The 21,363-nt window shown below is 73.4% G+C and carries 19 protein-coding genes; 4 read left to right on the top strand and 15 right to left on the bottom strand.

Annotated elements, in window-relative coordinates; translation table 11 throughout:
* Window positions 1-136 precede the first annotated feature (136 nt).
* A complete protein-coding gene (locus ACZ4M5_RS19785) occupies window positions 137-364 on the bottom strand; it encodes a hypothetical protein (RefSeq protein ID WP_467738488.1) in 228 nt (75 codons plus the stop codon).
* Between the two features lie 195 nt (window positions 365-559).
* Between ACZ4M5_RS19785 and ACZ4M5_RS19780 the strand changes: the two genes are divergently transcribed.
* On the top strand, window positions 560-2,017 hold the full coding sequence (locus tag ACZ4M5_RS19780) for a serine/threonine-protein kinase (protein ID WP_467738486.1): 1,458 nt from the start codon (window positions 560-562) through the stop codon (window positions 2,015-2,017).
* A gap of 14 nt (window positions 2,018-2,031) precedes the next feature.
* Here the strand turns inward: ACZ4M5_RS19780 and ACZ4M5_RS19775 are convergent, their stop codons facing one another.
* From ACZ4M5_RS19775 to ACZ4M5_RS19735, 9 genes are all read right to left on the bottom strand, one after another.
* Complete coding sequence (locus tag ACZ4M5_RS19775; protein WP_467738484.1) at window positions 2,032-2,850, bottom strand: TrmH family RNA methyltransferase; 819 nt, start codon at window positions 2,848-2,850, stop codon at window positions 2,032-2,034.
* A gap of 58 nt (window positions 2,851-2,908) precedes the next feature.
* A complete protein-coding gene (cobA, locus tag ACZ4M5_RS19770) occupies window positions 2,909-4,156 on the bottom strand; it encodes a uroporphyrinogen-III C-methyltransferase (protein ID WP_467738482.1) in 1,248 nt (415 codons plus the stop codon).
* A gap of 141 nt (window positions 4,157-4,297) precedes the next feature.
* Window positions 4,298-8,608: a nicotinate-nucleotide--dimethylbenzimidazole phosphoribosyltransferase gene (gene cobT / locus ACZ4M5_RS19765; RefSeq protein ID WP_467738480.1), complete on the bottom strand. Its 4,311-nt coding sequence runs from the start codon at window positions 8,606-8,608 to the stop codon at window positions 4,298-4,300.
* 365 nt (window positions 8,609-8,973) lie between these two features.
* Window positions 8,974-10,194: a precorrin-6y C5,15-methyltransferase (decarboxylating) subunit CbiE gene (gene cbiE / locus ACZ4M5_RS19760; protein WP_467738478.1), complete on the bottom strand. Its 1,221-nt coding sequence runs from the start codon at window positions 10,192-10,194 to the stop codon at window positions 8,974-8,976.
* A gap of 148 nt (window positions 10,195-10,342) precedes the next feature.
* Complete coding sequence (locus ACZ4M5_RS19755; RefSeq protein WP_467738476.1) at window positions 10,343-10,972, bottom strand: GNAT family N-acetyltransferase; 630 nt, start codon at window positions 10,970-10,972, stop codon at window positions 10,343-10,345.
* Between the two features lie 139 nt (window positions 10,973-11,111).
* Entirely contained in the window at window positions 11,112-11,936 is an 825-nt protein-coding gene (locus tag ACZ4M5_RS19750) for a MetQ/NlpA family ABC transporter substrate-binding protein (protein ID WP_467738474.1), read from the bottom strand.
* Between the two features lie 63 nt (window positions 11,937-11,999).
* The gene (locus tag ACZ4M5_RS19745; RefSeq protein ID WP_467738472.1) at window positions 12,000-12,707 is read right to left on the bottom strand and encodes a methionine ABC transporter permease; all 708 of its coding nucleotides are present in this window, start codon (window positions 12,705-12,707) and stop codon (window positions 12,000-12,002) included.
* Complete coding sequence (locus ACZ4M5_RS19740; protein WP_467738470.1) at window positions 12,704-13,738, bottom strand: methionine ABC transporter ATP-binding protein; 1,035 nt, start codon at window positions 13,736-13,738, stop codon at window positions 12,704-12,706. Before ACZ4M5_RS19740 ends, ACZ4M5_RS19745 begins: the two co-directional genes overlap by 4 nt.
* 383 nt (window positions 13,739-14,121) lie before the next feature.
* Complete coding sequence (locus tag ACZ4M5_RS19735; protein WP_467738468.1) at window positions 14,122-14,772, bottom strand: HAD family hydrolase; 651 nt, start codon at window positions 14,770-14,772, stop codon at window positions 14,122-14,124.
* A gap of 69 nt (window positions 14,773-14,841) precedes the next feature.
* Here ACZ4M5_RS19735 and ACZ4M5_RS19730 point away from each other — a divergent pair, with 69 nt between their 5' ends.
* Together ACZ4M5_RS19730 and ACZ4M5_RS19725 are read left to right on the top strand one after the other, a co-directional pair.
* Window positions 14,842-15,201 carry a hypothetical protein gene (locus ACZ4M5_RS19730; RefSeq protein ID WP_369197411.1) on the top strand — a complete coding sequence of 120 codons (360 nt, stop codon included), beginning with the start codon at window positions 14,842-14,844 and terminating at the stop codon, window positions 15,199-15,201.
* Window positions 15,182-15,613 (top strand): hypothetical protein, encoded by a 432-nt coding sequence (locus ACZ4M5_RS19725; RefSeq protein ID WP_467738465.1) that lies wholly within the window; start codon window positions 15,182-15,184, stop codon window positions 15,611-15,613. The genes ACZ4M5_RS19730 and ACZ4M5_RS19725 overlap by 20 nt, the downstream gene beginning before the upstream one ends.
* A 57-nt stretch (window positions 15,614-15,670) precedes the next feature.
* Here the strand turns inward: ACZ4M5_RS19725 and ACZ4M5_RS19720 are convergent, their stop codons facing one another.
* From ACZ4M5_RS19720 to ACZ4M5_RS19710, 3 genes are all read right to left on the bottom strand, one after another.
* Window positions 15,671-16,168 (bottom strand): GNAT family N-acetyltransferase, encoded by a 498-nt coding sequence (locus ACZ4M5_RS19720; RefSeq protein WP_398110799.1) that lies wholly within the window; start codon window positions 16,166-16,168, stop codon window positions 15,671-15,673.
* 57 nt (window positions 16,169-16,225) lie between these two features.
* A complete protein-coding gene (locus ACZ4M5_RS19715) occupies window positions 16,226-16,723 on the bottom strand; it encodes an RNA polymerase sigma factor (RefSeq protein ID WP_467738463.1) in 498 nt (165 codons plus the stop codon).
* Window positions 16,724-16,813: 90 nt separating this feature from the next.
* Window positions 16,814-17,992: a glycerophosphodiester phosphodiesterase gene (locus ACZ4M5_RS19710; RefSeq protein WP_467738461.1), complete on the bottom strand. Its 1,179-nt coding sequence runs from the start codon at window positions 17,990-17,992 to the stop codon at window positions 16,814-16,816.
* Window positions 17,993-18,374: 382 nt separating this feature from the next.
* Between ACZ4M5_RS19710 and ACZ4M5_RS19705 the strand changes: the two genes are divergently transcribed.
* Entirely contained in the window at window positions 18,375-19,049 is a 675-nt protein-coding gene (locus ACZ4M5_RS19705) for a lysophospholipid acyltransferase family protein (RefSeq protein ID WP_398110646.1), read from the top strand.
* Between the two features lie 155 nt (window positions 19,050-19,204).
* On the opposite strand, the gene ACZ4M5_RS19700 is transcribed toward ACZ4M5_RS19705, so the two are convergent.
* The gene (locus ACZ4M5_RS19700) at window positions 19,205-20,734 is read right to left on the bottom strand and encodes an MFS transporter (RefSeq protein WP_467738458.1); all 1,530 of its coding nucleotides are present in this window, start codon (window positions 20,732-20,734) and stop codon (window positions 19,205-19,207) included.
* The gene (locus tag ACZ4M5_RS19695) at window positions 20,731-21,282 is read right to left on the bottom strand and encodes a TetR/AcrR family transcriptional regulator (protein ID WP_467738457.1); all 552 of its coding nucleotides are present in this window, start codon (window positions 21,280-21,282) and stop codon (window positions 20,731-20,733) included. Before ACZ4M5_RS19695 ends, ACZ4M5_RS19700 begins: the two co-directional genes overlap by 4 nt.
* Window positions 21,283-21,363: the final 81 nt, after the last annotated feature.

Here is a 21,363-nt window from a genome sequence, read left to right as displayed (position 1 = left end):
TCTGCGCGGCGCGCGGGCGTCATGCCCTCGTACCGATTGCCGGGCCTCCCGGAGGATGAGCCGCCACCCGCGACGTACTCCCCTGGGTGGAGACGCGGGCACGGCTCTCAGGGTCTTCCCCGACGGGACGCCCGCGTCATCCCGCTTTGCCCGGGCTCCCCTCCCCCGGAACCGGCGTTCCACCAGGGCTTCCCTCTGCTGCCCACGCGGCGCACGAGCACCACCGCCGCGTGACTTCGCTCACTTCCACGGCACCCCGGCGCACCGCCGTGTCCACCCGGTGGCCCGCTCCGCCGGCCACCGCCTCGTGGGTGCGGGGTGCGTCCCGCGCGTCCACGGCCGTCTCCGTCCCGTCACCTCGCACAGGAGCAATCACCCGTCCGTGGCGGGTGGTTGGGGTCATCGGCGAACCGAAGTCCGCCTCTCGGCGCCCTCCCTGACCACCTTTCACGTCTCCCGCCCCGCACTGACAATCCATCACCCTGAGAGGGCGCGGCCTCTGCGCGCCGACGGCCGCGGAAACGTAAGCTGTGGCTCGTCACAGGACCGGGCAGCGGGGATGAACATGGCGATGATGCGCCTGAGGCGCGAGGACCCGCGCGTCGTCGGCTCGTTCAGGCTTCACAGACGGCTCGGCGCGGGTGGGATGGGCGTGGTCTACCTGGGCTCCGACAAGAAGGGGCAGCGGGTCGCGCTGAAGGTCATCCGGCCGGATCTGGCGGAGGACCAGGAGTTCCGGTCGCGGTTCGCCCGGGAGGTCTCCGCCGCCCGCCGGATCCGCGGCGGCTGCACGGCCCGGCTCGTGGCGGCCGACCTCGACGCGGACCGCCCCTGGTTCGCCACCCAGTACGTGCCCGGCCCCTCCCTGCACGACAAGGTCGCCGCGGAGGGGCCGCTCGGTGCCGCCGACGTCGCCGCCGTGGGAGCGGCCCTGTCCGAGGGCCTGGTCGCGGTGCACGAGGCCGGGGTGGTGCACCGGGACCTGAAGCCGTCCAACATCCTGCTGTCCCCGAAGGGGCCGCGGATCATCGACTTCGGCATCGCCTGGGCGACCGGGGCCTCGACGCTGACCCATGTCGGCACGGCCGTCGGCTCGCCGGGCTTCCTCGCACCGGAACAGGTGCGTGGTGCCGCCGTCACCCCGGCCACCGACGTGTTCTCCCTCGGTGCCACGCTCGCCTACGCCTCGATGGGCGACTCGCCCTTCGGGCACGGGAGTTCCGAGGTGATGCTGTACCGCGTCGTGCACGAGGAGCCGCAGCTGCACGGCGTGCCCGACGCGCTGGCCCCGCTGGTGCGGGCGTGTCTGGCGAAGACCCCCGAGGAGCGGCCGAGCACGCTCCAACTGTCGTTGCGGCTCAAGGAGATCGCGGCCCGCGAGTCCCAGGACCTCGCCGGGGTGCGGCCGCCGGCGCCGCGCGGCGGGGACGGCGAGCGGCCCGTCGACACCTACCCGGACCGCGGCCGGGGCAGGCAGGGCCAGCAGGCGCCGTCCGGGCCCCAGCGGGGCCGGGGTACTCCCCCGCCGCGCCGCGTGTCCGGGCCCGGCGAGGGTCTTGCGGCCCAGGACGGCCCGGGCTCCCCGGGCGGATCCGCCGTGCGCAGCGGGCCCCGGGGCCAGGGCGGTGCGCAGCGTCCGGCGGGCGCGGGTACCCGCGGCCGGACCTCGGGGCGCGGTACCGGCGCCGCCCGCGGCGGCACGCCGTCGCGGTCCGGGACGCGTCCGACACCGACCGGACGCAACGGGACCCGCTCCGGCACCGGCAGCCGGCCCGGCCCGCACAGCGGCACGGGACGGCCCGCCCAGCGGAACACCGGAACCGGCCTGCGGCCCGCCAACCCGCGGCTGCTGCGCCAGCGGCTGTTCGTGTTCGTGGTGGTGACCCTGCTGGTCGCGGTCGGCATCGCCCTGGTCCAGGGCTGCCAGGGCCCGGCGCGGGGACTCGGCGGCGACGGACCCGGCGTACGGCAGGAACGGGTGCAGCAGGACCCGGCGCCCCTCTACCACCGGCCGTAGGGCGGGGCCGTCCCTCAGGCCGTGGGCCGGCCGGTGGCCACGGCGTAGAAGGCCACGGCCGCCGCCGCGCCTACGTTGAGGGAGTCGACGCCGTGGGACATGGGGATGCGCACCCACGCGTCGGCGGCGTCCAGGGCCCGGGTGGACAGCCCGTCACCCTCGGCGCCGAGCATGAGCGCCACCCGGTCCAGGGTGTGCGGGGCGACCTCGTCCAGGGACCGGGCCCGCTCGTCGGGTGTGAGGGCCAGCAGGGTGAAGCCCGCTTCGCGGACCGGCCGCAGGTCCTTGGGCCAGGTGTCCAGGCGGGCGTACGGGACGGCGAAGACCGCGCCCATGGAGACCTTGACGCTGCGGCGGTAGAGGGGGTCCGCGCAGTCCTGGGAGAGCAGGACCGCGTCCATGCCGAGGGCGGCGGCCGAGCGGAAGATCGCGCCGATGTTGGTGTGGTCGTTGACCGATTCCATGACGACCACACGGCGGGCGGTGCGCAGCAGGCCGTCCGGCGTGGGCAGGGGCTTGCGCTGCATGGAGGCGAGGGCGCCGCGGTGCACGTGGTAGCCGGTGACCCGCTCGGCGAGCTCGGGATCGACGACGTAGACGGGCGCGGGCGCCTCGTCGATCACGTCACGCATGGCGTCGACCCACTTGGCCGACAGCAGCATCGACCGCATCGCGTAACCGGCGTCCTTCGCCCGGCGGATGACCTTCTCGCCCTCGGCGATGAACAGGCCCTCGGCGGGTTCGCGCCTGCGGCGCAGTTCCACGTCGGTCAGGCCGGTGTAGTCGCGCAGGCGCGGGTCGTCCGGGTCCTCGACGGTGATGAGATCGGCCACAGCCTTGTACTGCCTTGTCCTGGAAGTGGTGCGACGGCTCGGGACGGATCCCGTCGTCCTACGGGAGGGGGTCGACGGCCTTCGGGCCGACCGTGACGACCGGTCCGACGACGATGACGGCCGGGGGCTTCACGTTCTCGGTCCGTACCCTCTCCCCGACGGTGGCGAGGGTGGCGTCCACCCGGCGCTGGGCGGCCGTCGTGCCCTCCTGGATCAGGGCGACGGGCGTGTCCGGGGACCTGCCGTGGGCGACGAGCGTCTCGGCGACCTTCCCGATCGTGCCCACGCCCATGAGGATCACGAGTGTGCCGGTGAGCTTCGCGAGGGACGGCCAGTCGACCAGGGACCGCTCGTCGTCGGGGGCGACATGGCCGCTGACGACCGTGAACTCGTGGGCGACCCCGCGGTGGGTGACCGGGATGCCGGCGGCGCCCGGGACCGAGATCGAGCTGGAGATGCCCGGCACGACCGTGCAGGCTATGCCGGCCTCGGCGAGCGCCTGGACCTCCTCCATGCCCCGCCCGTAGACGAACGGGTCGCCGCCCTTGAGCCGTACGACGGCCTTGCCCTGCCGGGCGTACTCGATCAGGGCGTTGTTGATGGCCTCCTGGGCCATGAACCGGCCGTACGGCAGCTTGGCCGCGTCGATCACCTCGACGTTCGGGGGCAGCTCGGCGAGGAGGTCGCGCGGGCCGAGGTGGTCGGTGATGACCACGTCGGCCCCGGCGAGCAGGCGGCGGCCGCGCACGGTGATCAGGTCCGGGTCGCCGGGGCCGCCCCCGACCAGGGCGACTCCGGGCGTGCGGGTGCGCTGGTGCGGGGCGACGAGGGTTCCGTCGCGCAGCGCTTCGACGACGGCGTCGCGGATGGCGGCGATGTGGCGGGGGTCGCGCTCGCGCGCGTCGGTGGTGAGGACGGCGACCGTGACGCCCTCGCTCTCGCTGTGGCCGCTGGCCGGGGTCCAGGCCGTGGCCACGTCGGCGTCGTCGGCGCGGACGCACCAGACCCGCCGGCGCTCCGCCTCGGCCGAGGCCAGCGTGTTCGCCTCCGGGTCGCTGGTGGCGACGAGGGCGTACCAGGCGCCGTCCAGGTCGCCGTCCTCGTAGCGGCGCCGGTGCCAGGTGAGCTCCCCGGCGTCGGCCATGGCCTGGACCGAGGGGGTGACCTCCGGGGACACCAGGACGATGTCCGCGCCGGCCGCGACGAGGGCGGGCAGGCGGCGCTGGGCGACCTGGCCACCGCCCAGGACGACCACGCGGCGGCCGGCGAGGCGGAGGCCTACGGGGTAGGCGGGGTGTTCGGCCATGGTGGTGGGGCTCCTGAAGGGGGGCGGGTTCGGCAGCGGCCCTGACGTGCGGATTTTAAGCCGCACGGGCCTCCGCGCGGCACAGGTGTCCGGTGGCTGAGCACCCCGGCCGGGCGCAAAGCCACCGGAAACGGTTCGACCCTACTTCTCGGTCACTCCCGCCGAGTCGAACGTGGCCACCTCGTGCATCGCCCGGGCCGTGCTCTGCACCAGGGGCAGGGCCAGCAGGGCGCCCGTGCCCTCACCGAGGCGCAGGTCCAGGTCGACCAGGGGGCGCAGCCCCAGCTTGTTGAGGGCCGCCACATGGCCGGGCTCGGCGCTGCGGTGACCCGCGATGCACGCGGCCAGGACCTCCGGGGCGATCGCCCGGGCGACCAGGGCGGCGGCACCGGCGCTGACCCCGTCCAGGATCACCGGGGTGCGCAGCGAGGCGCCGCCGAGGAGGAGACCCACGAGGGCGGCGTGCTCGAAACCGCCGATCGCGGCGAGCACCCCGATCGGGTCGGCCGGGTCCGGCTGGTGCAGTTCCAGGGCGCGGCGGACGACCTCGGTCTTGCGGGCGAGCGTCTCGTCGTTGATGCCGGTGCCCCGGCCCGTGACCTCGGCCGGGTCGGCGCCCGTGAAGACGGAGATCAGGGCGGCCGACGCGGTCGTGTTGCCGATGCCCATCTCACCGGTGAGGAGGGCCTTGTTGCCGGCGGCGACGAGGTCGCGGGCCGTCTCGATGCCGACCTCGATGGCCTGCCTGGCCTCCTCGCGGGTCATCGCGGGGCCGGTCGTCATGTCGGACGTGCCGCCCCGGATCTTGCGGGGCAGCAGCCCCGGGGTGGCCGGGAGGTCGGCGGCGACGCCCACGTCCACGATGCACACCTCGGCGCCCACCTGGGTCGCGAAGGCGTTGCAGACGGCGCCCCCGCCGAGGAAGTTGGCCACCATCTGGGCCGTGACCTCCTGCGGCCAGGGGGTGACCCCCTGCGCGTGGACACCGTGGTCGCCCGCGAAGATCGCCACGGCGGCGGGCTCCGGGATGGGCGGCGGGCACTGGCGGGACAGGCCCGACAGCTGCGCGGAGATGATCTCCAGCATGCCGAGCGCTCCGGCCGGCTTGGTCATGCGCTTCTGGCGCTCCCACGCCTCGCCGAGCGCCTTGGCGTCCAGCGGGCGGATCTGCGCCACGGTCTCGGCAAGCAGGTCGTGCGGTTCCTCTCCGGGCAGTGCGCGTCGGCCGTACGTCTCCTCGTGCACGACCCACGACAGCGGGCGGCGCTTGGACCAGCCCGCCTGCAGCAGCTCGGGCTCGTCCGGGAACTCGTCGACGTAACCGACGCACAGATAGGCGATGACCTCGAGGTGCTCGGGCAGTCCGAGCGCGCGCACCATCTCACGCTCGTCGAAGAAGCTGACCCAGCCGACGCCGAGTCCTTCGGCGCGGGCGGCGAGCCAGAGGTTCTCCACGGCCAGGGCGGCGGAGTACGGGGCCATCTGGGGCTGGGTGTGGCGGCCGAGGGTGTGGCGGCCGCCGCGGGTCGGGTCGGCGGTGACGACGATGTTCACCGGCGTGTCGAGGATGGCCTCGATCTTCAGTTCCTTGAACTGCTTGGCCCGGCCCTTGGGAAGGGACTTCGCGTACGCGTCGCGCTGGCGCATGGCCAGCTCGTGCATCGCCCGCCGGGTGTCGGCGGAGCGGATCACGACGAAGTCCCAGGGCTGCGAGTGGCCCACGGAGGGCGCGTGGTGGGCGGCCTCCAGGACGCGGAGCAGCACCTCGTGCGGGATGGGGTCGCTGCGGAAGCCGTTGCGGATGTCCCGGCGTTCGCGCATGACCTTCAGGACGGCCTCGCGCTCGACGGGGTCGTACCCGGGGGCGGCGGGGCCGGTGGAGGGGCGTGCTTCTGCCACGGCTGCCGCGCTCTCTTCTCTCTGGTTCTCCTGGTCCTCCAGGTCTTCCTGATCGGCGGCCCGGGTGTCCAGGTCGTCGGCGCTCTGGGCGATTCCCGTGTCGCCGTCGCCCTCGCGGGGCGCGGGCACGGGCACGACGGCTTCGGGCGTGCCGGGCTGCGCGGACTGCGACTGCTGCGGGCCCTGCACGGGCTGCGTGCCGCTCTCCTCCGGCGCGGGGGCGTTGGCGGGGAGGACGACGGTGACGTGGGCGGTGGCCGATGCCGTCGGGCCGACCGGTTCGGGGGCGGGTTCCGCTTCAGCGGGGGCCGGCGCGGGCTCGGCTGCCGCCGCCGTGGCGGGCCGGACCGGGGCGAGGGCTTCGGGCCGGGCGACGGCTTCGGGCCGGGCCTGGTCGGCCTCCGGCGCCCGATGCGCGGTCGCGTCACCGGGAGTGGCCGCGACCTCGGAGGTGGCCGCGGCCTCGGGGGTGGCGGCCGGCTGGGCCGGTGCTTCCGGGGTCACCGCCGCGGGGGCGGGGACCTCGGCGGCGGGCGGCTGGGGGGCCGTCATCCGCGGTGACGCCGTGATGGCTTGGGCGGCCTGCGCCTCGGGTGCCGAAGGGGCCTGCGCGGCCTGAGCGGCCGGCGCCGACAGGGCCGCGTCACCGGCCGCCGGGTCACCGGCCGCCGGGTCCTCGGTCCCGGGAACGGCCTGGACGCCGCCGGCCGGGATGTCGGCGGGCGCCTCGGGCGGGGTCACGACGGCAGGTTCGGGGGCCAAGTCAGCGGGGGCTTCCGGGAAGGGGGTGGATTCGGGGGCCGGCGCGGCTGCGGGGGCCGGGGCGGTCTCCGGGGCTGGGGCGGCTTCGGGGGCCGGAGTGTCCTCGGGGGCCGGTACGGCTTGGGCCGTCGTCACGGCTTCGGGGGCCGGGGTCGCGACGGCAGCCACCGTCTCGGCGGCCCGGGTGGCCGACTCCGCGGCGGGAACCGCCGCGCCGGGCACCTCGGCAGCGACAGCCGTCCGAGGGGCCGACGCCGGGTCGACGGCGACGGCGGGCTGCTCGGCGGCGACCGGGCCCTGCTCGGCAGGGGCGGGCTCTTGGGCGACGACGGGCGTGTGCTGCTCGGCAACAGCAGTGTCCTGGACGGCGGAAGCCGTGCCCTGGCCGGCAGGAACCGTGCCCTGGCCGGCAGGAACCGTGCCCTGGCCGGCGGGAACCGTTCCCTGGTCAGCGGGCAGCGTGCCCTGGTCGGGAAGCGCCTGGCCCTGCTCGGCAACAGCCACGACCTGCTCCGCCGGAACAGGGGCGTGCTCGGCCTGGACCGGAGCGTGCTCGGCAGGGGCCGGAGCGTGCTCGGCAAGGACCGGGCCCTGCTCGGCGGGAGTCGCCGCCTGGGCGCCCGGCTCGGCGTCAACCGCCTCCGGCTGCGCGGCATCCGCGGCTCCGGACACCGCCACTTCGGCCTGCCCGGTGGGCTCCACCACCACAGCCTGCGGCGCGACAGCGTCCTGAACCGCCTGAGCTGCGACGGCAGTCGGGGCGGCCTCGTCAGGGCCGGTGGGTGCGAGGCCCTCTACGGCAGCGTCAGGCTCCGGGGCGACGGCACCTGCTCGATCCCCCTCGGGGGCAGTCTCCGCAGCGGTGGGCCCGGCGACGGGCGCCTGGTCCGCGGTGCTCTCGGCCGCCCCTGCGTCCGTGGCGTCACCGGCGGCGAGCCGAGCCGCGTCAGGGCCGACGCCCTCCGCACCGGCGCCCACGGGGTCGGACAGCCGGGCCGCCTCCCCGGGAGCCCCGGCTCCGGGCGCCTGGGCCGCCACGACACTCACGCCTGCCGCGGCCTCGGCGACCGGGAGGTGCGCGGCGTCCTGCGGGGCGCCCGCAGCGGCGGGGTCGACGGCCCCGGCCTGCGCCGGCACCTGCGGCTCCGCGTGCGCGGGCTGTGCCGCCTGCGGGGTGGCGACGGCTTGGGCCATGCCCGCCGGGACCGCTCCCGGAACACCCGCTTCCGGAACTCCCGCTTCCGGAACAACCGTTTCCGCAGGGGCCGTCCCGGCGGCCATCGGGACCTGGGACGCGGCCTGCGCACCCCAGGGCGCGGCCGCGGGCGCCTCGGCGGCTCGGGGCGCGTCCAGGTACTCGGGGCCCACCGCCTGTGCGACGGCGGGCTGGCGCACAGGCGCGTCCGCGGGCCCGCGGTCGGCGAGGGAGCGGACCGGGCTGGCGGAGCTGTCGGGCAGGGGCGGGCCGAGGTGGAGCGGCCGGCGCGGGGAGACGGGCGGGATGGGCGGCGGATCGGGCAGACGGACACCACCGAGGTCGACCGAGCCGCTGTCGCGGCCGGAGAGTTCGTGCGGGCCCGGCTGGTGCACGGTCTCGACGACCGGCTCCGGCGGGGGCGGCGGGACCTCGTTGCCCCACGCACCCTGGGCGCCCGGCAGCAACAGGTCCTCGTCCTCGGTGGAGTCGTCGGAGAGGTAGGTGTACGAACCGTGCGCGGAGGCGCCCGGCTGCTCCACCATGCCTGCGCTCTCCGGCAGTCCCTCGCCCGGGACCTGGCCGGTGTCGGTCATGCGTACCCCTCGCCCATCGGTTAGTGCTCCTACGACCAGCTCGCCGGAACGGCGCACCGACCGCCCCGCAGTGAAGAACGAGCGTGCGTCCCCAGCGGCACGAACGGCCCGCCGGAAAAGGCGACAAAGCCACTCACTGGCATTGTTGCGGCCGTACCCCCCTCACGGCAGCATGATCCGCGACGGTTCCGCTGTGGACTGCGCCACGTTGCGCGCCCTTCGGTTCTGCCGTACCACACCCACCCCAAAACGGGCGGGCTTTTTGGACATTGGCCGACGAAGTGCCGGGTGTCCGGGTGCGGTGCAGCGATCGGCCAGCCTACCGCGCGCAGTACGACAAACCGATCACGGGGACGGTCGCCGGGTCAGAGGCCGCGTTTCGGCAGGACCCCGCTGAGCAGGAACGCGACGCTCCGCTCCTTCTCCGTCCAGGCCCCGGTGTCGAGTTCGACGGACTGGAGGAGGGCGCACTCGACGGTGTAGCCGTGTTCGCTCAGATCGCGGCCGACGAGCTCGGCGGCGTCGCGCGTGGCGGCGTGCGTGACGATGCGCTCGGGGCGCCGGTCGGCCACGGCGGAGACGACGGCCGCTCCCCCGCCCCCGACGCGGACGACGTCCGGCTCGGGCAGGTTCTCCAGGACGTGCGGGGCGGTGCCGTGGACGACGTGGAGCGGGACGCCGAGGCGGCGGGCGGCGGCGTCGGTGCGGGCGCAGGCGTCCGGGTCGCTGTCGACGGCGATGACGCCGGCGCCGGCGCGTGCGGCCTCGACGGCGAAGGCGCCGCCGCCGCAGCCGATGTCCCAGACAAGGTCGCCGAGGCGCGGTCCGAGGCGGGCGAGTTGGGAGGCGCGCAGCAGTTGCGTCTCGCCCTCGCCGGGGACGCCGTCGTAGGTGCCGGCGGGCAGGGTCCAGCCGCGCGGTCCGGTGGACGGGTCGCGGCCGGAGATCCAGCCGCCGTTGTCCCCGGCCGTCTCGGGCCGGACGGGGCCGCCCAGGACGATGACGACGTTGGGGTCGCGCCAGGTGTGGTCGGCGGCCTTGTCGGAGGTGACGACGCTGACGCGTTCGCGGTCGGTGCCGAGTTCCTCGCAGACGACGAAGGAGCGGTGGACTCCTTCGAGGAGCAGGCCCAGTTCGGCGGGTCCGGCGCCGGGCGAGGTGAGCACGGCGACCTTGGTGTGGGCGCGGCACACATTGACGGCACGCCGCAGGGTGCGCCGGTGCGCGACGACCACCTGGGCGTCGTCCCAGGGCATGGCGGCGCGGGCGAAGGCGGCGGCGACCGAGGACACCGCGGGCACGACCTCGACCTCGAGGCCGAACTCGGGTGCGCGCAGGGTGCGTACGACCCCGAAGAAGCCGGGGTCGCCGTCGGCGAGGACGACGGCCGTGCCGCGGTGCGCGGCGATGCGGCGGGCGGCGAGGGCGACGCTGCCGAGGCGGATGCGTTCGGCGCCGGCGGGCACCTCGGGCAGCGCGAGGTGGTGGGCGGCGCCCGCCACCAGCGTGGCGGCGCCGAGGGCGGCGCTCGCCGCGGCGGTCAGCGGCGAACCGTCCCAGCCGATCACCGTGACCCGGTCGGCCATCGTCGTCAGTCTCCAGGGGGTCGCGCAGGTCGTCTGCGTGTCGTCGTCGGGGGAAGCCGCCCGGGGGCGGGCTTGGTGAGGGTACCCGGTGGGGATGTGGGAGGGGGCGCCGGTGTCGGGGCGGCCGCCCGCCCGCGGGTGCGCGCGCTCAGTTCCAGTCGCCGAAGGAGGTGAAGCCGTCGCGGAGCTGCTCCCCGACGCCTTCGAGGTCCTCCGGGAGCAGGCTCCAGACGATGTAGTCGGTGCGTATGTCGGCCCAGGTGCCGTCCTCGGCCCGGGCGCGGGCTATGCAGGCGTTGCGCAGAACCCCCTCGCTGATGCAGCCGATCTTCTGGGCGACCTGCTGGGAGGCGGTGTTGTCGGCGGCGGTGCGCAGTTCGATGCGTTCGAACTTCTGGTCCGCGAAGAGCCATTGTGCGGTGGCGAGGGTGGCTTCGGAGGCATAGCCCTCGCCGCGGGCCCAGGGGGCGATGACGTACGACAGCTCGGTGGCGCGGACGCGCCAGTTGGTCCTGGCGAGCTGGACGAGGCCGACCAGACGCTGGGTGAGGAACTCGGTGACGGCGAAGGCGATTCCGCGCCCCTCGTCGCGCTCCCCGACGTACGCGGCGATCCAGGCGCGGGCCGCGTTCCGGGTGAAGGGCTGGGGCACCGGCATCCAGGCCGTCACCTGCTCGTCGTTCATCATCTCGGCCAGGGCGGGGACGTCGTCCTCGTCGAGGGGACGCAGCACCAACCGCTCCGTGCTGATGGAGACGTTGGGGAAGGTGCTCGTCATGCGCCGCTCCGTAACCTTCGGTGAACCTCGAGGGCCTGCTGAACTGCCCAGCATGCAGCATGGAAGCACGTGAGTGCATCACGGGCCCTGCCTCACCCGGGAGGCAGGGCCCGTCACGTGCGGATGGCCGGGCGGGGGCTCAGAAGGAGGCGAGGACGGAGCCGGCGTACTCGTCCTGGATGAACTTCTTGACCTCGGGCGAGGTGAGGAGCTTCGCGAGCTTCTTCACGCGCGGGTCGTCCTCGTTGCCCTTCTTCACGGCGAGGAAGTTGCCGTAGGGGTTGTTCTTCGGGGACTCCAGGATCAGGGCGTCCTCGGAGGGCTTGAGGTCGGACTCCAGGGCGTAGTTGCCGTTGACGACGGAGGCGTCCACGTCGTCGAGGGAGCGCGGGGTCTGGGCCGCCTCCAGCTCCTTGAACTTGAGGTTCTTGGGGTTCTTGGTGATGTCGGCCGGGGTCGCCGCGTTGCCGACGCCCTCCTTGAGCGTGATCAGCCCGTGGTCCGACAGGAGCTTGAGGGCGCGGGCCTCGTTCACCGTGTCGTTGGGGACGGCGACGGTCGCACCGCTCTTGAGCTCCTCGACCTTGTCGACCTTGTTCGAGTAGAGGCCGAGCGGCTCCAGGTGGACCGTGACGACGGGCACGATGTCGGTGCCGTTCTTCTTGTTGAAGTCGTCGAGGTACGGCTTGTTCTGGAAGTAGTTGGCGCCGACGGACCCGTCCTGCGTCGCGGTGTTGGGCGTGACGTAGTCGGTGAACTCCTTGACCTCGAGGTCGAGTCCCTCCTTCTTCGCCAGGTTGTCCCTGACGAAGGTGAGGATCTCGGCGTGCGGGGCCGGGCTGGCGGCGACGACGAGGGGCCCGTCGGACCCGGAGCCGGAGTCGCCCGATCCGCAGGCGCCGAGCCCGAGGGTGAGGGCTCCGGCGGCGAGGACGGCGGTGGTGATCTTGGCAGTGTTACGCACGAAAAGTGCCTTTCCTTATGGCCTGGGGGTGGTGCTGCCCCGTCATGGGTGGGGACGGGGAGTTCAGGAGGCGGCTTTGAGGAGCCGCAGTCTCGGGGCGGGGCCCGAGCGGGCGCCGCGGCGGTGCAGGGAGCGTGCCGCGTAGTCGCCGGCGAACTGGATCAGGGAGATGACGACGGCGAGGATGGCGACGGTGATCCACATGAGCTGGGTCTCGAAGCGCTGGTAGCCGTAGCGGATGGCGATGTCGCCGAGGCCGCCGGCGCCGACGGTGCCGGCCATGGCGGAGTAGCCGATGAGGGCGACGACCGTGGTGGTGGTGCTGGAGATCAGCGACGGCAGGGACTCGGGGACGAGGACCTTGCGCACGATGGTCCAGGTGTTGCCGCCCATGGCCTGCACGGCCTCGACGAGTCCGTGGTCCACCTCGCGGACGGCCGTCTCGACCAGGCGCGCGAAGAACGGGATGGCGCCGACGGCCAGGGGCACGATGGCGGCCTCGCGGCCGATGGTCGTGCCGGTGATCCACCGGGTGAAGGTCATCAGCGCGACCATCAGGATGATGAACGGCAGCGACCGGGCGATGTTCACGACCTGCCCGATGACCTTGCCGGCGACGACGTTCTGCAGCAGGCCGCCGCGGTCGGTGAGGACCAGCAGGACGCCCAGCGGGAGCCCGCCGACGACGGCGATGAGCGTGGACCAGCCGACCATGTAGAGCGTGTCCCAACACGCCTGGGTCAGCAGGGGCTGCATCTCGGACCAGGTCACTTGGCACCTTCCTTCACCAGTACGGACTCGTGGCCCGGGACGTCGATCTGCAGGCCCTGCTCGCGCAGGAAGCCGATGGGGACGACGTTGTCCTCGTAGCGGCCGGGCAGTTCGATGCGCATCCGGCCGACCTGGAGGCCGCCGACGGTGTCGATGGCGGCGCCGAGGATCGATATGTCGATGTTGTAGGTGCGGGCGAGCTGCGAGATGACGGGCTGGGTCGCGCTCTCGCCCTGGAAGGTGACGTCGACGACGGTCCGGTCCGCGCCCGAGGCCTCGCCGTCGAGCGGGAACAGCGCGGCGGCCAGTTCCGAACCGGGGGTGGCGAGCAGCTCGCTGACCGTGCCCGACTCGACGATGCGCCCGTTCTCCATGAGGGCGGCCGAGTCGCAGACCGACTTCACGACGTCCATCTCGTGCGTGATCAGCAGGACGGTGAGGCCGAGCTGGCGGTTCAGGTCGCGCAGCAGCGCCAGGATCGAGCGGGTCGTCTCGGGGTCCAGGGCGCTGGTCGCCTCGTCGGACAGCAGGACCTTGGGGTCGCCGGCCAGGGCGCGGGCGATGCCCACGCGCTGCTTCTGGCCGCCGGACAGCTGGGACGGGTAGGCGCCGGCCTTGTCGGCGAGGCCGACCAGGTCGAGCAGTTCGAGGGCCTTGCGGGAGCGGTCCTTGCCGGACCGCCCGAGGATCTCCAGCGGCAGTTCGACGTTGTCCTGCACCGTGCGCGAGGACAGCAGGTTGAAGTGCTGGAAGACCATGCCGATCCGGCTGCGCGCCCGCCGCAGCTCCCGGCCGGCGCGGGGTCCGCGGCCCGCCAGGGCGGTGAGGTCCTGCCCGGCGACGGTCACGGTGCCGGAGGTGGGGCGTTCCAGGAGGTTGACGCAGCGGATGAGCGAGGACTTGCCGGCGCCGGACTGGCCGATGACGCCGTACACCTCGCCCTCGCGGACGTGCAGGTCCACGCCGTCCAGGGCGGTGACCTCGCGGCCGCGTGAGCGGTAGACCTTGGTGAGGCCCGATGTGGTGATCACTGGGTTTCCGTCACTGTCGAGTGCGCGGGCGTGGGTGTGCCCGGGCACAGGTGCATTCGGTCAGGGACGCGACACGGTTCTCACGGGAAAGGGGAACCGGGGAGAAACATGTGCGCGGGCGGCTTCGCGTCACGCACCGCTCAGGGCGTGCGGACGGGCCGCGGTCTCGCTTCGGGGCGCGAGCTCGGGTGGTGCAGGGGCCCTCTAGAAGGCGCACATTCGACACATACAACGAGCACCGGGCGTCATGGTCGCCTCGGTCGCGGGGGTGCGGTCGCTCGTCGTGGTCATGCGGCAAGTAAAACATGTGTACGGTCCTGACCGGCCGCCGCTGTCCGGATGCTGGACACCCATGGACAGGGACGGCGGGCGGACCGGCTTGCTCACGCGCGCGGGGAGATCTCCACGCCCTGGTCGGTGACCAGTGCGGACAAGGCCGACAGGTTCTCCACGACCAGGTCGGCGTGGAGTTCCTCGGCCCGGTGGGTTGTGGTCAACGCCACGGTGGTCATTCCGGCGGCGCGGCCGGAGGCGAGCCCGGCGGGGGCGTCCTCGAACACGACGCAGTGGGCGGGGTCGACACCGAGCGCGCGGGCGGCCAGCAGGTACGGCTCGGGGTCGGGCTTGCCGCGGGTGATGTCGTCGGCGGCGACCAGCGTCTTGGGGAGGATGCCGACGGCGTCGAGGCGGGCCTCGGCCAGTCGCCGGGTCGCGGAGGTGACGACGGCCCAGCGGTCGGCGGGCAGGGCGTCGAGGAAGGCGCGGGTGCCGGGCAGCAGGCGCACGCCACCGCGCGGCACGTCCTCGACCTCCAGGTCCTCGATCCGTGCGACGGCCTGCGGCACCACCTCGGCGGGCAGCAGGTCGGCGGCTATCTCGGCGGCGGGCCGGCCGTGCAGCTCGACCCGGGCGAACTCCTGCGCGGTGATGCCGTACTCCGCGGCCCACCGGGTCCAGCAGCGGTCCACCGAGGCGAGGGAGGAGACGAGGGTTCCGTCGTTGTCGAACAGCAGGGCCTGCGCGTGGATCGTCATGCCCTCGACCCTACGGCGCAGGCCAGGGCCCGGAGCAGGGGGCCGTCCCGGGCGTAATAGGGTCGCTGCATGCTCACTGTCCTGACGCTGGTGACCGGCGTCGCCGCGCTGCTGCTGGCCGCCTGGTGCGGCTGGGCGGCCTACCGCGACCAGCCGACCAAGGACTGGCACTTCATCGGGATGGCCGTGGTCACCCTGCTGTCGCTGGTCCAGCTGATCGTGGGGATCGTGCTGCTGGCGCGGGGCGAGAAGCCGGAGCAGGGCACGACGATCTTCGTGGCGTATCTGCTGGGGGCGTTCGCGTGCGTCCCGGCGGCGGGGTTCATGTCGCTGGCCGAGCGGACCCGGTGGGGTTCGGTGACGGTGGCGGCCGGTGGTGTGGTGCTGGCGGTGCTGGAGGTGCGGCTCTATGACATCTGGGCGGGCTGAGGTGGACCGGCGACGGCTGGCCTCCGGGCCGGGCACGCTGCTGGTGTGGCTGTACGGCGTGATGGTGGTCGGCGCGGTGTCGCGCTCGGCGTACCAGATCGCCACGGAGTTCGACCGGGCGCCGCTGGCGTACTCGCTGTCGGCGGTGGCCGGGGTGGTGTACGGGTTCATCACGTACACGCTGGTGCGGGGCGGGGAGACGGCGCGCAGGGTCGCGCTGGCGTGCTGCGCCGCCGAGTTGGTCGGGGTGCTGACGGTGGGCACCTGGACCCTGGTCGAGCCGTCCGCCTTCCCGGACGCGACGGTCTGGTCGGACTTCGGGATGGGCTACCTCTTCATCCCCGTGCTGTTGCCGCTCACCGCGATCTACTGGCTGCGGGCCTCGCGCACGCGGGACGCCGGCGCCGCCTGAGGTACCGCAGGCGGCGCCGGACCGCGCGGAGCGCCTCGTGCGCCCCGCCAGGCGGGTTCAGGCGGTCGCCGCGTACGTCGTCGCCGGCTTCTCCAGGACGATCATCGGTACGCCGTCGGCGCCCTGGGACGTGCCCACCGTCTGGTAGCCGACCTTGCGGTACAGGCGGAGGGTGCCCTCGCTGCGGTGGCCGGTGTGGAGGCGGAAGCGGGTCGCGCCGTGCCGGCCGGCCAGGGCCGCTTCGGCCGCGCGCAGCAGCCGGGCCCCGATGCCGTGCCCCTGCAGGCGGGGGTGGACGCAGAGTTTGCCGATGACGGCCGCGCCGTCCTCGGTGACCGAGCCGCGGACCGAGCCGACGACCTCGTCGCCGAGCCGGGCCACGAAGACGCAGTCGCGGGTGACCTCCTCGCGCACGGAGTCGAGGGTCTGGACGAGCGGGTCGATGCGGTAGTTGCCGTACAGCGCCGCCTCCGGCTGGAAGCACAGGTACTGCAGCCTGAAGATCTGCTCCGCGTCCTGCTCGGTCGCCGCAGAGATGGTCACGCTCATGCCCATGTGCGCACGCCTTCCGCTCATCTGATCACCGATGGTCCCCCACTCCTATCCCCGTCCTCAGCGGCCTGCAACCTCCGGTGCGAGCAATCTGCGCAGACATCCCAGGCATCTGGAACGTTCCGGGCCGAGACTTCCCTGTGAGATACCCAACTCCCCTGCGATTTCGCGGTAGGTCAGGTCCTCGGGTGCGAGCAGGGCCTCCATCAGCCGGGGGCAGCGGCCGGGGAGGCGGCGCACGGCCGTGCGCAGTGCGCGCCCGCGGGCCGCGGCGAGGGCGAGCTGCTCGGGGTCGCCCCGGCCGCCGTCGTCGACCGGCTCGGCGGGGTACGGCCGTTCGAGACGGCGCGTGCGGCGGGCACGGCGGACCTCCGACCGGACCGCCCTGCGCAGCCACTGTCCGGGGTCGTGCGGCGGGCCGTCGGCCTCCAGGCGCTCCAGCAGGCGGAGCCAGACGGCCTGCTCCAGATCACCCGCCTCGGTTCCGGCGGCATATGCCTCCGCGGCGGCCTCGGCGGTGAGCAGCGGGCGCAGGGCGGTGACCAGGTCGTGCGTCATATGCGGTGCGACGCGGCCGCCCGGGCCGTGGGTTGCCCGGGCGGCACAAGCTCACCCGACCGGGCGGTGTGAGCCGGGGAGTTGACGCGGTCAGCGGTCGCGGAAGTCCTCACGCGCCAGCAGCCCGGTGTCGGGCTGGTCGGTGAAGACACCGTCGATGCCGGTCGCGAAGTACGCCCGGTAGGCGCCGAAGACGTCGCCGTAGGCGTCCGCGTCCGTGCCCTTGCGGAACTCGGCGGGCAGGAAGGGGTTCTCGTTGCGCAGGGTGTAGGGGTGCAGGAGCAGGCCCGCCTTGTGCGCGTCGGCGACCAGCGTGGTGGGCCGGGTGAGCCGGCCCTGCGCGTCGCGCGGGATCACCAGGTCCAGGGTCGGCCCGATGCCCTGCGCGTACGAGGCGATCTCCCGCAGGCCGGCCGGCTCGACCAGGTCGGCGACGGTACGCGGGTCGCCGGTCTCGACGAAGTCCCAGGGGCGGGAGCCGGCCGACGACAGCAGGACGACCAGGGGGTTGTCCACGAGCTTGTTGAGCCGCTGGACGCTCGTCGGCTCGAACGACTGGAGCACGACCGGGGAGGTCCGCCGGTCCTTGCGGTGCTTGTGCAAAAGCTTGGCGACGCGCTCCTCCAGCGGCAGGCCCTGCTTGCGGAAGTAGGTGGGGTGCTTGAGTTCGGGGTAGATCCAGACCTGCTTGCCGCGCCTGCGGGTCTGCTCGTCCTGCCAGCGAAGGACCTCTTCGAACGTGGGGATCTCCCAGCGGCCGTTGTAGAGGGTGTTGTGCGGGCGGTTGGCCGGGATGCGCTCGATGGCGCGGAGCGTCTTCAGCTCGGCGAGCGTGAAGTCCTCGGTGAACCAGCCGGTGGTGGAGACGCCGTCGAGGACCTTGGTCTTCTTGCGCCCCGCGAACTCGGTGTGGTCGGCGACGTCCGTGGTGCCGCCGATCTCCGGCTCGTGACGGCACACCAGATGGCCGTCCCTGGTCGGGACCAGGTCGCCCGCCTCGACGATGTCGGCCCCCATGTCGAGGGCGAGTTGGTACGAGCCCAGGGTGTGTTCGGGGCGGTAGCCGCTGGCGCCGCGGTGGCCGATGATCGTCGGCTTGGGCAGGCTGCCCAGTCCGCCGCCGCCGTGCCGGGTTCCGTCGGCTCTGGCCGTGCCGGCCAGGCCGAGGACCGCTCCGCCGGCGCCCAGCACCGCCGCGCCGAGCAGCGCCCGCCGTCCGGTGCCGGTCGTGTCCTCGTTCGACTCGCGGTTCGACTCGCGCGTTCCCATGAGCGCCTCCTGCCGTCGTCCTCGTCAGTGCGGGCCGATCGTAGGGGCGCGTACATGACGGACGGGAGACCGCGGGCGGAACACGCGGGTGACTGGGGATGTCACCGTGGCTGGTGGGGCCGGTGACTGACGGTTCGTCGCATCCGGGCCGGTTCGGCCGCGCCCTTCCGGGAACGCGAAGAAGTGTGCCCGGAGGCGATGTGTGTCACACCCTCCGGCGCCTCACGCACCGTCGACGGCGCGTCACCGCAGGTGAAACCGCGTCAACAGTGCGTAAGGTCTCGGTTAAGTCGCCGTGCCCGATGTGCGCGACCACGGGCCCCGCGAGTATCGTCCTCACCTGCACAGACTCATATCGAATCCCTTGACACCGGAGGGTCCGTTGTCCCGCTTCGAGCTCATCAAGGCAGTGCTCGGCCCGATCATGCGGCTGATGTTCCGCCCCCAGGTGGAGGGCGCGGAGCACATTCCCGGCGACGGTCCGGTCATCCTGGCGGGCAACCACCTCACGTTCATCGACTCGATGATCCTTCCGCTGGTCTGCGACCGGCAGGTCGTCTTCATCGGCAAGGACGAGTACGTGACCGGCAAGGGCTTCAAGGGCCGGCTCATGGCCTGGTTCTTCACCGGTGTCGGCATGATCCCGGTCGACCGTGACGGCGGCCGGGGCGGTGTCGCCGCGCTGATGACCGGGCGCCGCGTGCTGGAGGAGGGCCGGATCTTCGGCATCTACCCGGAGGGCACGCGCTCGCCCGACGGGCGCCTGTACCGCGGGCGGACGGGCATCGCCCGGCTGACGCTGATGACGGGCGCGCCGGTCGTGCCGTTCGCGATGATCGGCACGGACAAGCTTCAGCCGGGTGGGGCCGGGGTGCCGCGGCCGGGCAAGGTCACAGTGCGGTTCGGTGAGGCGATGGAGTTCTCCCGGTACGAGGGGATGGACCGGGACCGGTACGTGCTGCGGGCCGTGACCGACTCGGTGATGACCGAGGTCATGCGGTTGTCCGGGCAGGAGTATGTGGACATGTACGCCAGCAAGGCGAAGGAAGCGGCGTAGTTCTCGGGCGGGGTGGGGGGCGGGGGCGCCGGCCGCTGTCGCGGGTGAGCGGCCCCTTGGCGGGTGCGGGTGCGTTGGTGGTCTTTTGCGCAGTTCCCCGCGCCCCTGACCCGCGCCCCCGAGGAGTTGTCCTGTTCCTCAGGGGCGTTCTTGGGTCAGGGGTGGGTGGGGGCCGATTCCAGCTTCTGGTGGCGCAGCAGGAACCAGGCCGCCACCGCCGTGGCCAGCAGGACCGCCGCTCCGACGCCCGCCGCGAGGGCCAGCCCGTCGACGAAGGACGTGCGGGCCGCGTCCAGCATCGCGTCGGCGGTGTGGGCGGGCATGTGCGCCGCCGCCTCGACCGCGCCGCCCAGCGATTCGTGCGCCGCGTCCGGCGTGCCCGCCGGGCCGGTGAAGTCGCGGTAGACGGCCGTCACGATCGAGCCCAGCGCGGCGATACCGAGGGCGGCGCCCAGTTCGTACGCCGTCTCGGAGACCGCGGACGCGGCACCGGCCTGCTCCTTGGGCACGCTGGAGAGGATCACGTCGGCGGTCACGGTGAAGGAGAATCCGGCGCCGACGCCGACCACCAGCAGCGCGCTGCCGAGCAGCGGGTAGGCGGTGGACCGGTCGACCACGGTCAGCGCCGCCAGGGCCAGGCCGATCGCCGCCAGGCCGCCCGAGACGACCGTCCTGACGGAGAAGCGGCGGGCCGCACGGCCGGCGATCAGACCGGCCACCACCGCTCCGACGGCGGCGGGCAGTTCGGCCAGACCGGCCTCCAACGGGCGCCTGCCCTGCACGAGCTGCAGGTACTGCGACAGGAAGAACACCAGTCCGGACAGGCCGAGAATGGTCAGCAGGTCGGCCAGGACGGCCCCGCTGAAGCCGCGGTTGCGGAACAGCCGCATGTCCAGCAGCGGCGCCGGGAGCGTGAGCTGCCGGCGGACGAACTTGTAGAGGGCGGCGGCGCCCAGCAGACCGGCGGCCAGCGGGGCCCCCGCGAAGCCGTGCGTCGCGGTCTCCTTGACGGCGTAGACCACGCCGATCATGCCGACCAGTGACAGCAGCACGCTGACCAGGTCCCAGGGGCCGGGGTCGGCCGTGCGCGACTCGGGCAGCAACTTGATGCCGACGAGGACCAGGACGGCCATGACGGGCAGGTTGATCAGGAAGACCGAGCCCCACCAGAAGTGCTCCAGCAGGAACCCGCCGACGATCGGGCCGACGGCCGTGCCCGCCGAGGCGGTGGCACCCCAGACGCCGACGGCGAGGCTGCGCTCGCGCGGGTCGTGGAAGAGGTTGCGGATCAGGGCGAGCGTGGCCGGCATCAGGGTCGCACCGGCGACACCGAGCAGCGCGCGGGCGACGATCAGCGTCTCCGGCGTGGTGGCGTAGGCGTTGAGGACGGATATCGCGCCGAACGCCGTGGCTCCTGCGAGCAGGATCCGCTTGCGGCCGATCCGGTCGCCGAGGCTGCCCATGGAGACGAGCAGGCCGGCGATGACGAACGAGTAGACGTCGCCGATCCACAGCAACTGCGTGCCGGAGGGCTCGAGGTCCTCGCTGATGTAGGGGGTCGCGAGACCGAGGACGGTCGCGTCGACGGCCACCAGCAGTACGGCGAGCACGAGGACGCCGAGCGCGAGCCAGCGGCCCGGGCGCTTCATCGCCTCCGTCTCGGCCGCCTGCAGGGTGCTGGTCATGATTCCTCTCTTCTGACTGCGCCGCCGAGCAGCAGCTCGACGATCATGTGCTGGAAGTCCTTGGGGGCGCCCTTGCCGCTCTGCACCAGCCAGGCACCGGAGGCCAGCAGGCCGTAGAGCGCCTCGGTGAGCCAGGCGGGCGTGAGGTCGATGCGGAACTCACCGCCGAGCTGGCCGCGCCGGAACAGGGCGGAGATCCGGTCGTCGATCTCGGTCCAGCCCGCGTTCTGCTCCTCGCCCTCGAACAGCTGGTTCTCGGTGTAGAGGAAGGCGAGCAGTCCCGCGACCGGTTCGATGGCGCCGACCAGCCGGCGTACGGCCTCGCTCGCCGTGCCCTCGTCGAGCCGGGCCGCCCGCAGCGCGGCCTCGCACTCGGCGATGCACAGCGACTCCAGGGCGCGGACGAGAGCGTCCCGTCCGGCGAAGTGCCGGTGCAGGGTGGCGCGGCTGATCCCGGCGGCCTTGGCGACCTCGTCCATGGTCGCGGTGGATCTGCGGGTCAGCAGGGCGGCGGCGGAGCGCAGCACGTGGTCGAGATCGACAGCCATGAGACGACCATACACCGAATGAGACATCAATGTCTCATGGCGGGCATGGGTGACTCATGGCTGGGCGATTCCGCAGGGCGG

This window comes from Streptomyces sp. NPDC026246 (genome assembly GCF_055567995.1).
This window is presented reverse-complemented; position numbering and strand designations above follow the sequence as displayed.

Bases quoted from the DNA above. Each gene is read 5' to 3' on its own strand.
- ACZ4M5_RS19780 (WP_467738486.1), top strand. From the start codon at position 560: ATGAACATGGCGATGATGCGCCTGAGGCGCGAGGACCCGCGCGTCGTC.
- cobA (WP_467738482.1), bottom strand. From the start codon at position 4,156: ATGGCCGAACACCCCGCCTACCCCGTAGGCCTCCGCCTCGCCGGCCGC.
- cobT (WP_467738480.1), bottom strand. From the start codon at position 8,608: ATGACCGACACCGGCCAGGTCCCGGGCGAGGGACTGCCGGAGAGCGCA.
- cbiE (WP_467738478.1), bottom strand. From the start codon at position 10,194: ATGGCCGACCGGGTCACGGTGATCGGCTGGGACGGTTCGCCGCTGACC.
- ACZ4M5_RS19755 (WP_467738476.1), bottom strand. From the start codon at position 10,972: ATGACGAGCACCTTCCCCAACGTCTCCATCAGCACGGAGCGGTTGGTG.
- ACZ4M5_RS19735 (WP_467738468.1), bottom strand. From the start codon at position 14,772: ATGACGATCCACGCGCAGGCCCTGCTGTTCGACAACGACGGAACCCTC.
- ACZ4M5_RS19730 (WP_369197411.1), top strand. From the start codon at position 14,842: ATGCTCACTGTCCTGACGCTGGTGACCGGCGTCGCCGCGCTGCTGCTG.
- ACZ4M5_RS19725 (WP_467738465.1), top strand. From the start codon at position 15,182: ATGACATCTGGGCGGGCTGAGGTGGACCGGCGACGGCTGGCCTCCGGG.
- ACZ4M5_RS19720 (WP_398110799.1), bottom strand. From the start codon at position 16,168: ATGGGCATGAGCGTGACCATCTCTGCGGCGACCGAGCAGGACGCGGAG.
- ACZ4M5_RS19715 (WP_467738463.1), bottom strand. From the start codon at position 16,723: ATGACGCACGACCTGGTCACCGCCCTGCGCCCGCTGCTCACCGCCGAG.
- ACZ4M5_RS19710 (WP_467738461.1), bottom strand. From the start codon at position 17,992: ATGGGAACGCGCGAGTCGAACCGCGAGTCGAACGAGGACACGACCGGC.
- ACZ4M5_RS19700 (WP_467738458.1), bottom strand. From the start codon at position 20,734: ATGACCAGCACCCTGCAGGCGGCCGAGACGGAGGCGATGAAGCGCCCG.
- ACZ4M5_RS19695 (WP_467738457.1), bottom strand. From the start codon at position 21,282: ATGGCTGTCGATCTCGACCACGTGCTGCGCTCCGCCGCCGCCCTGCTG.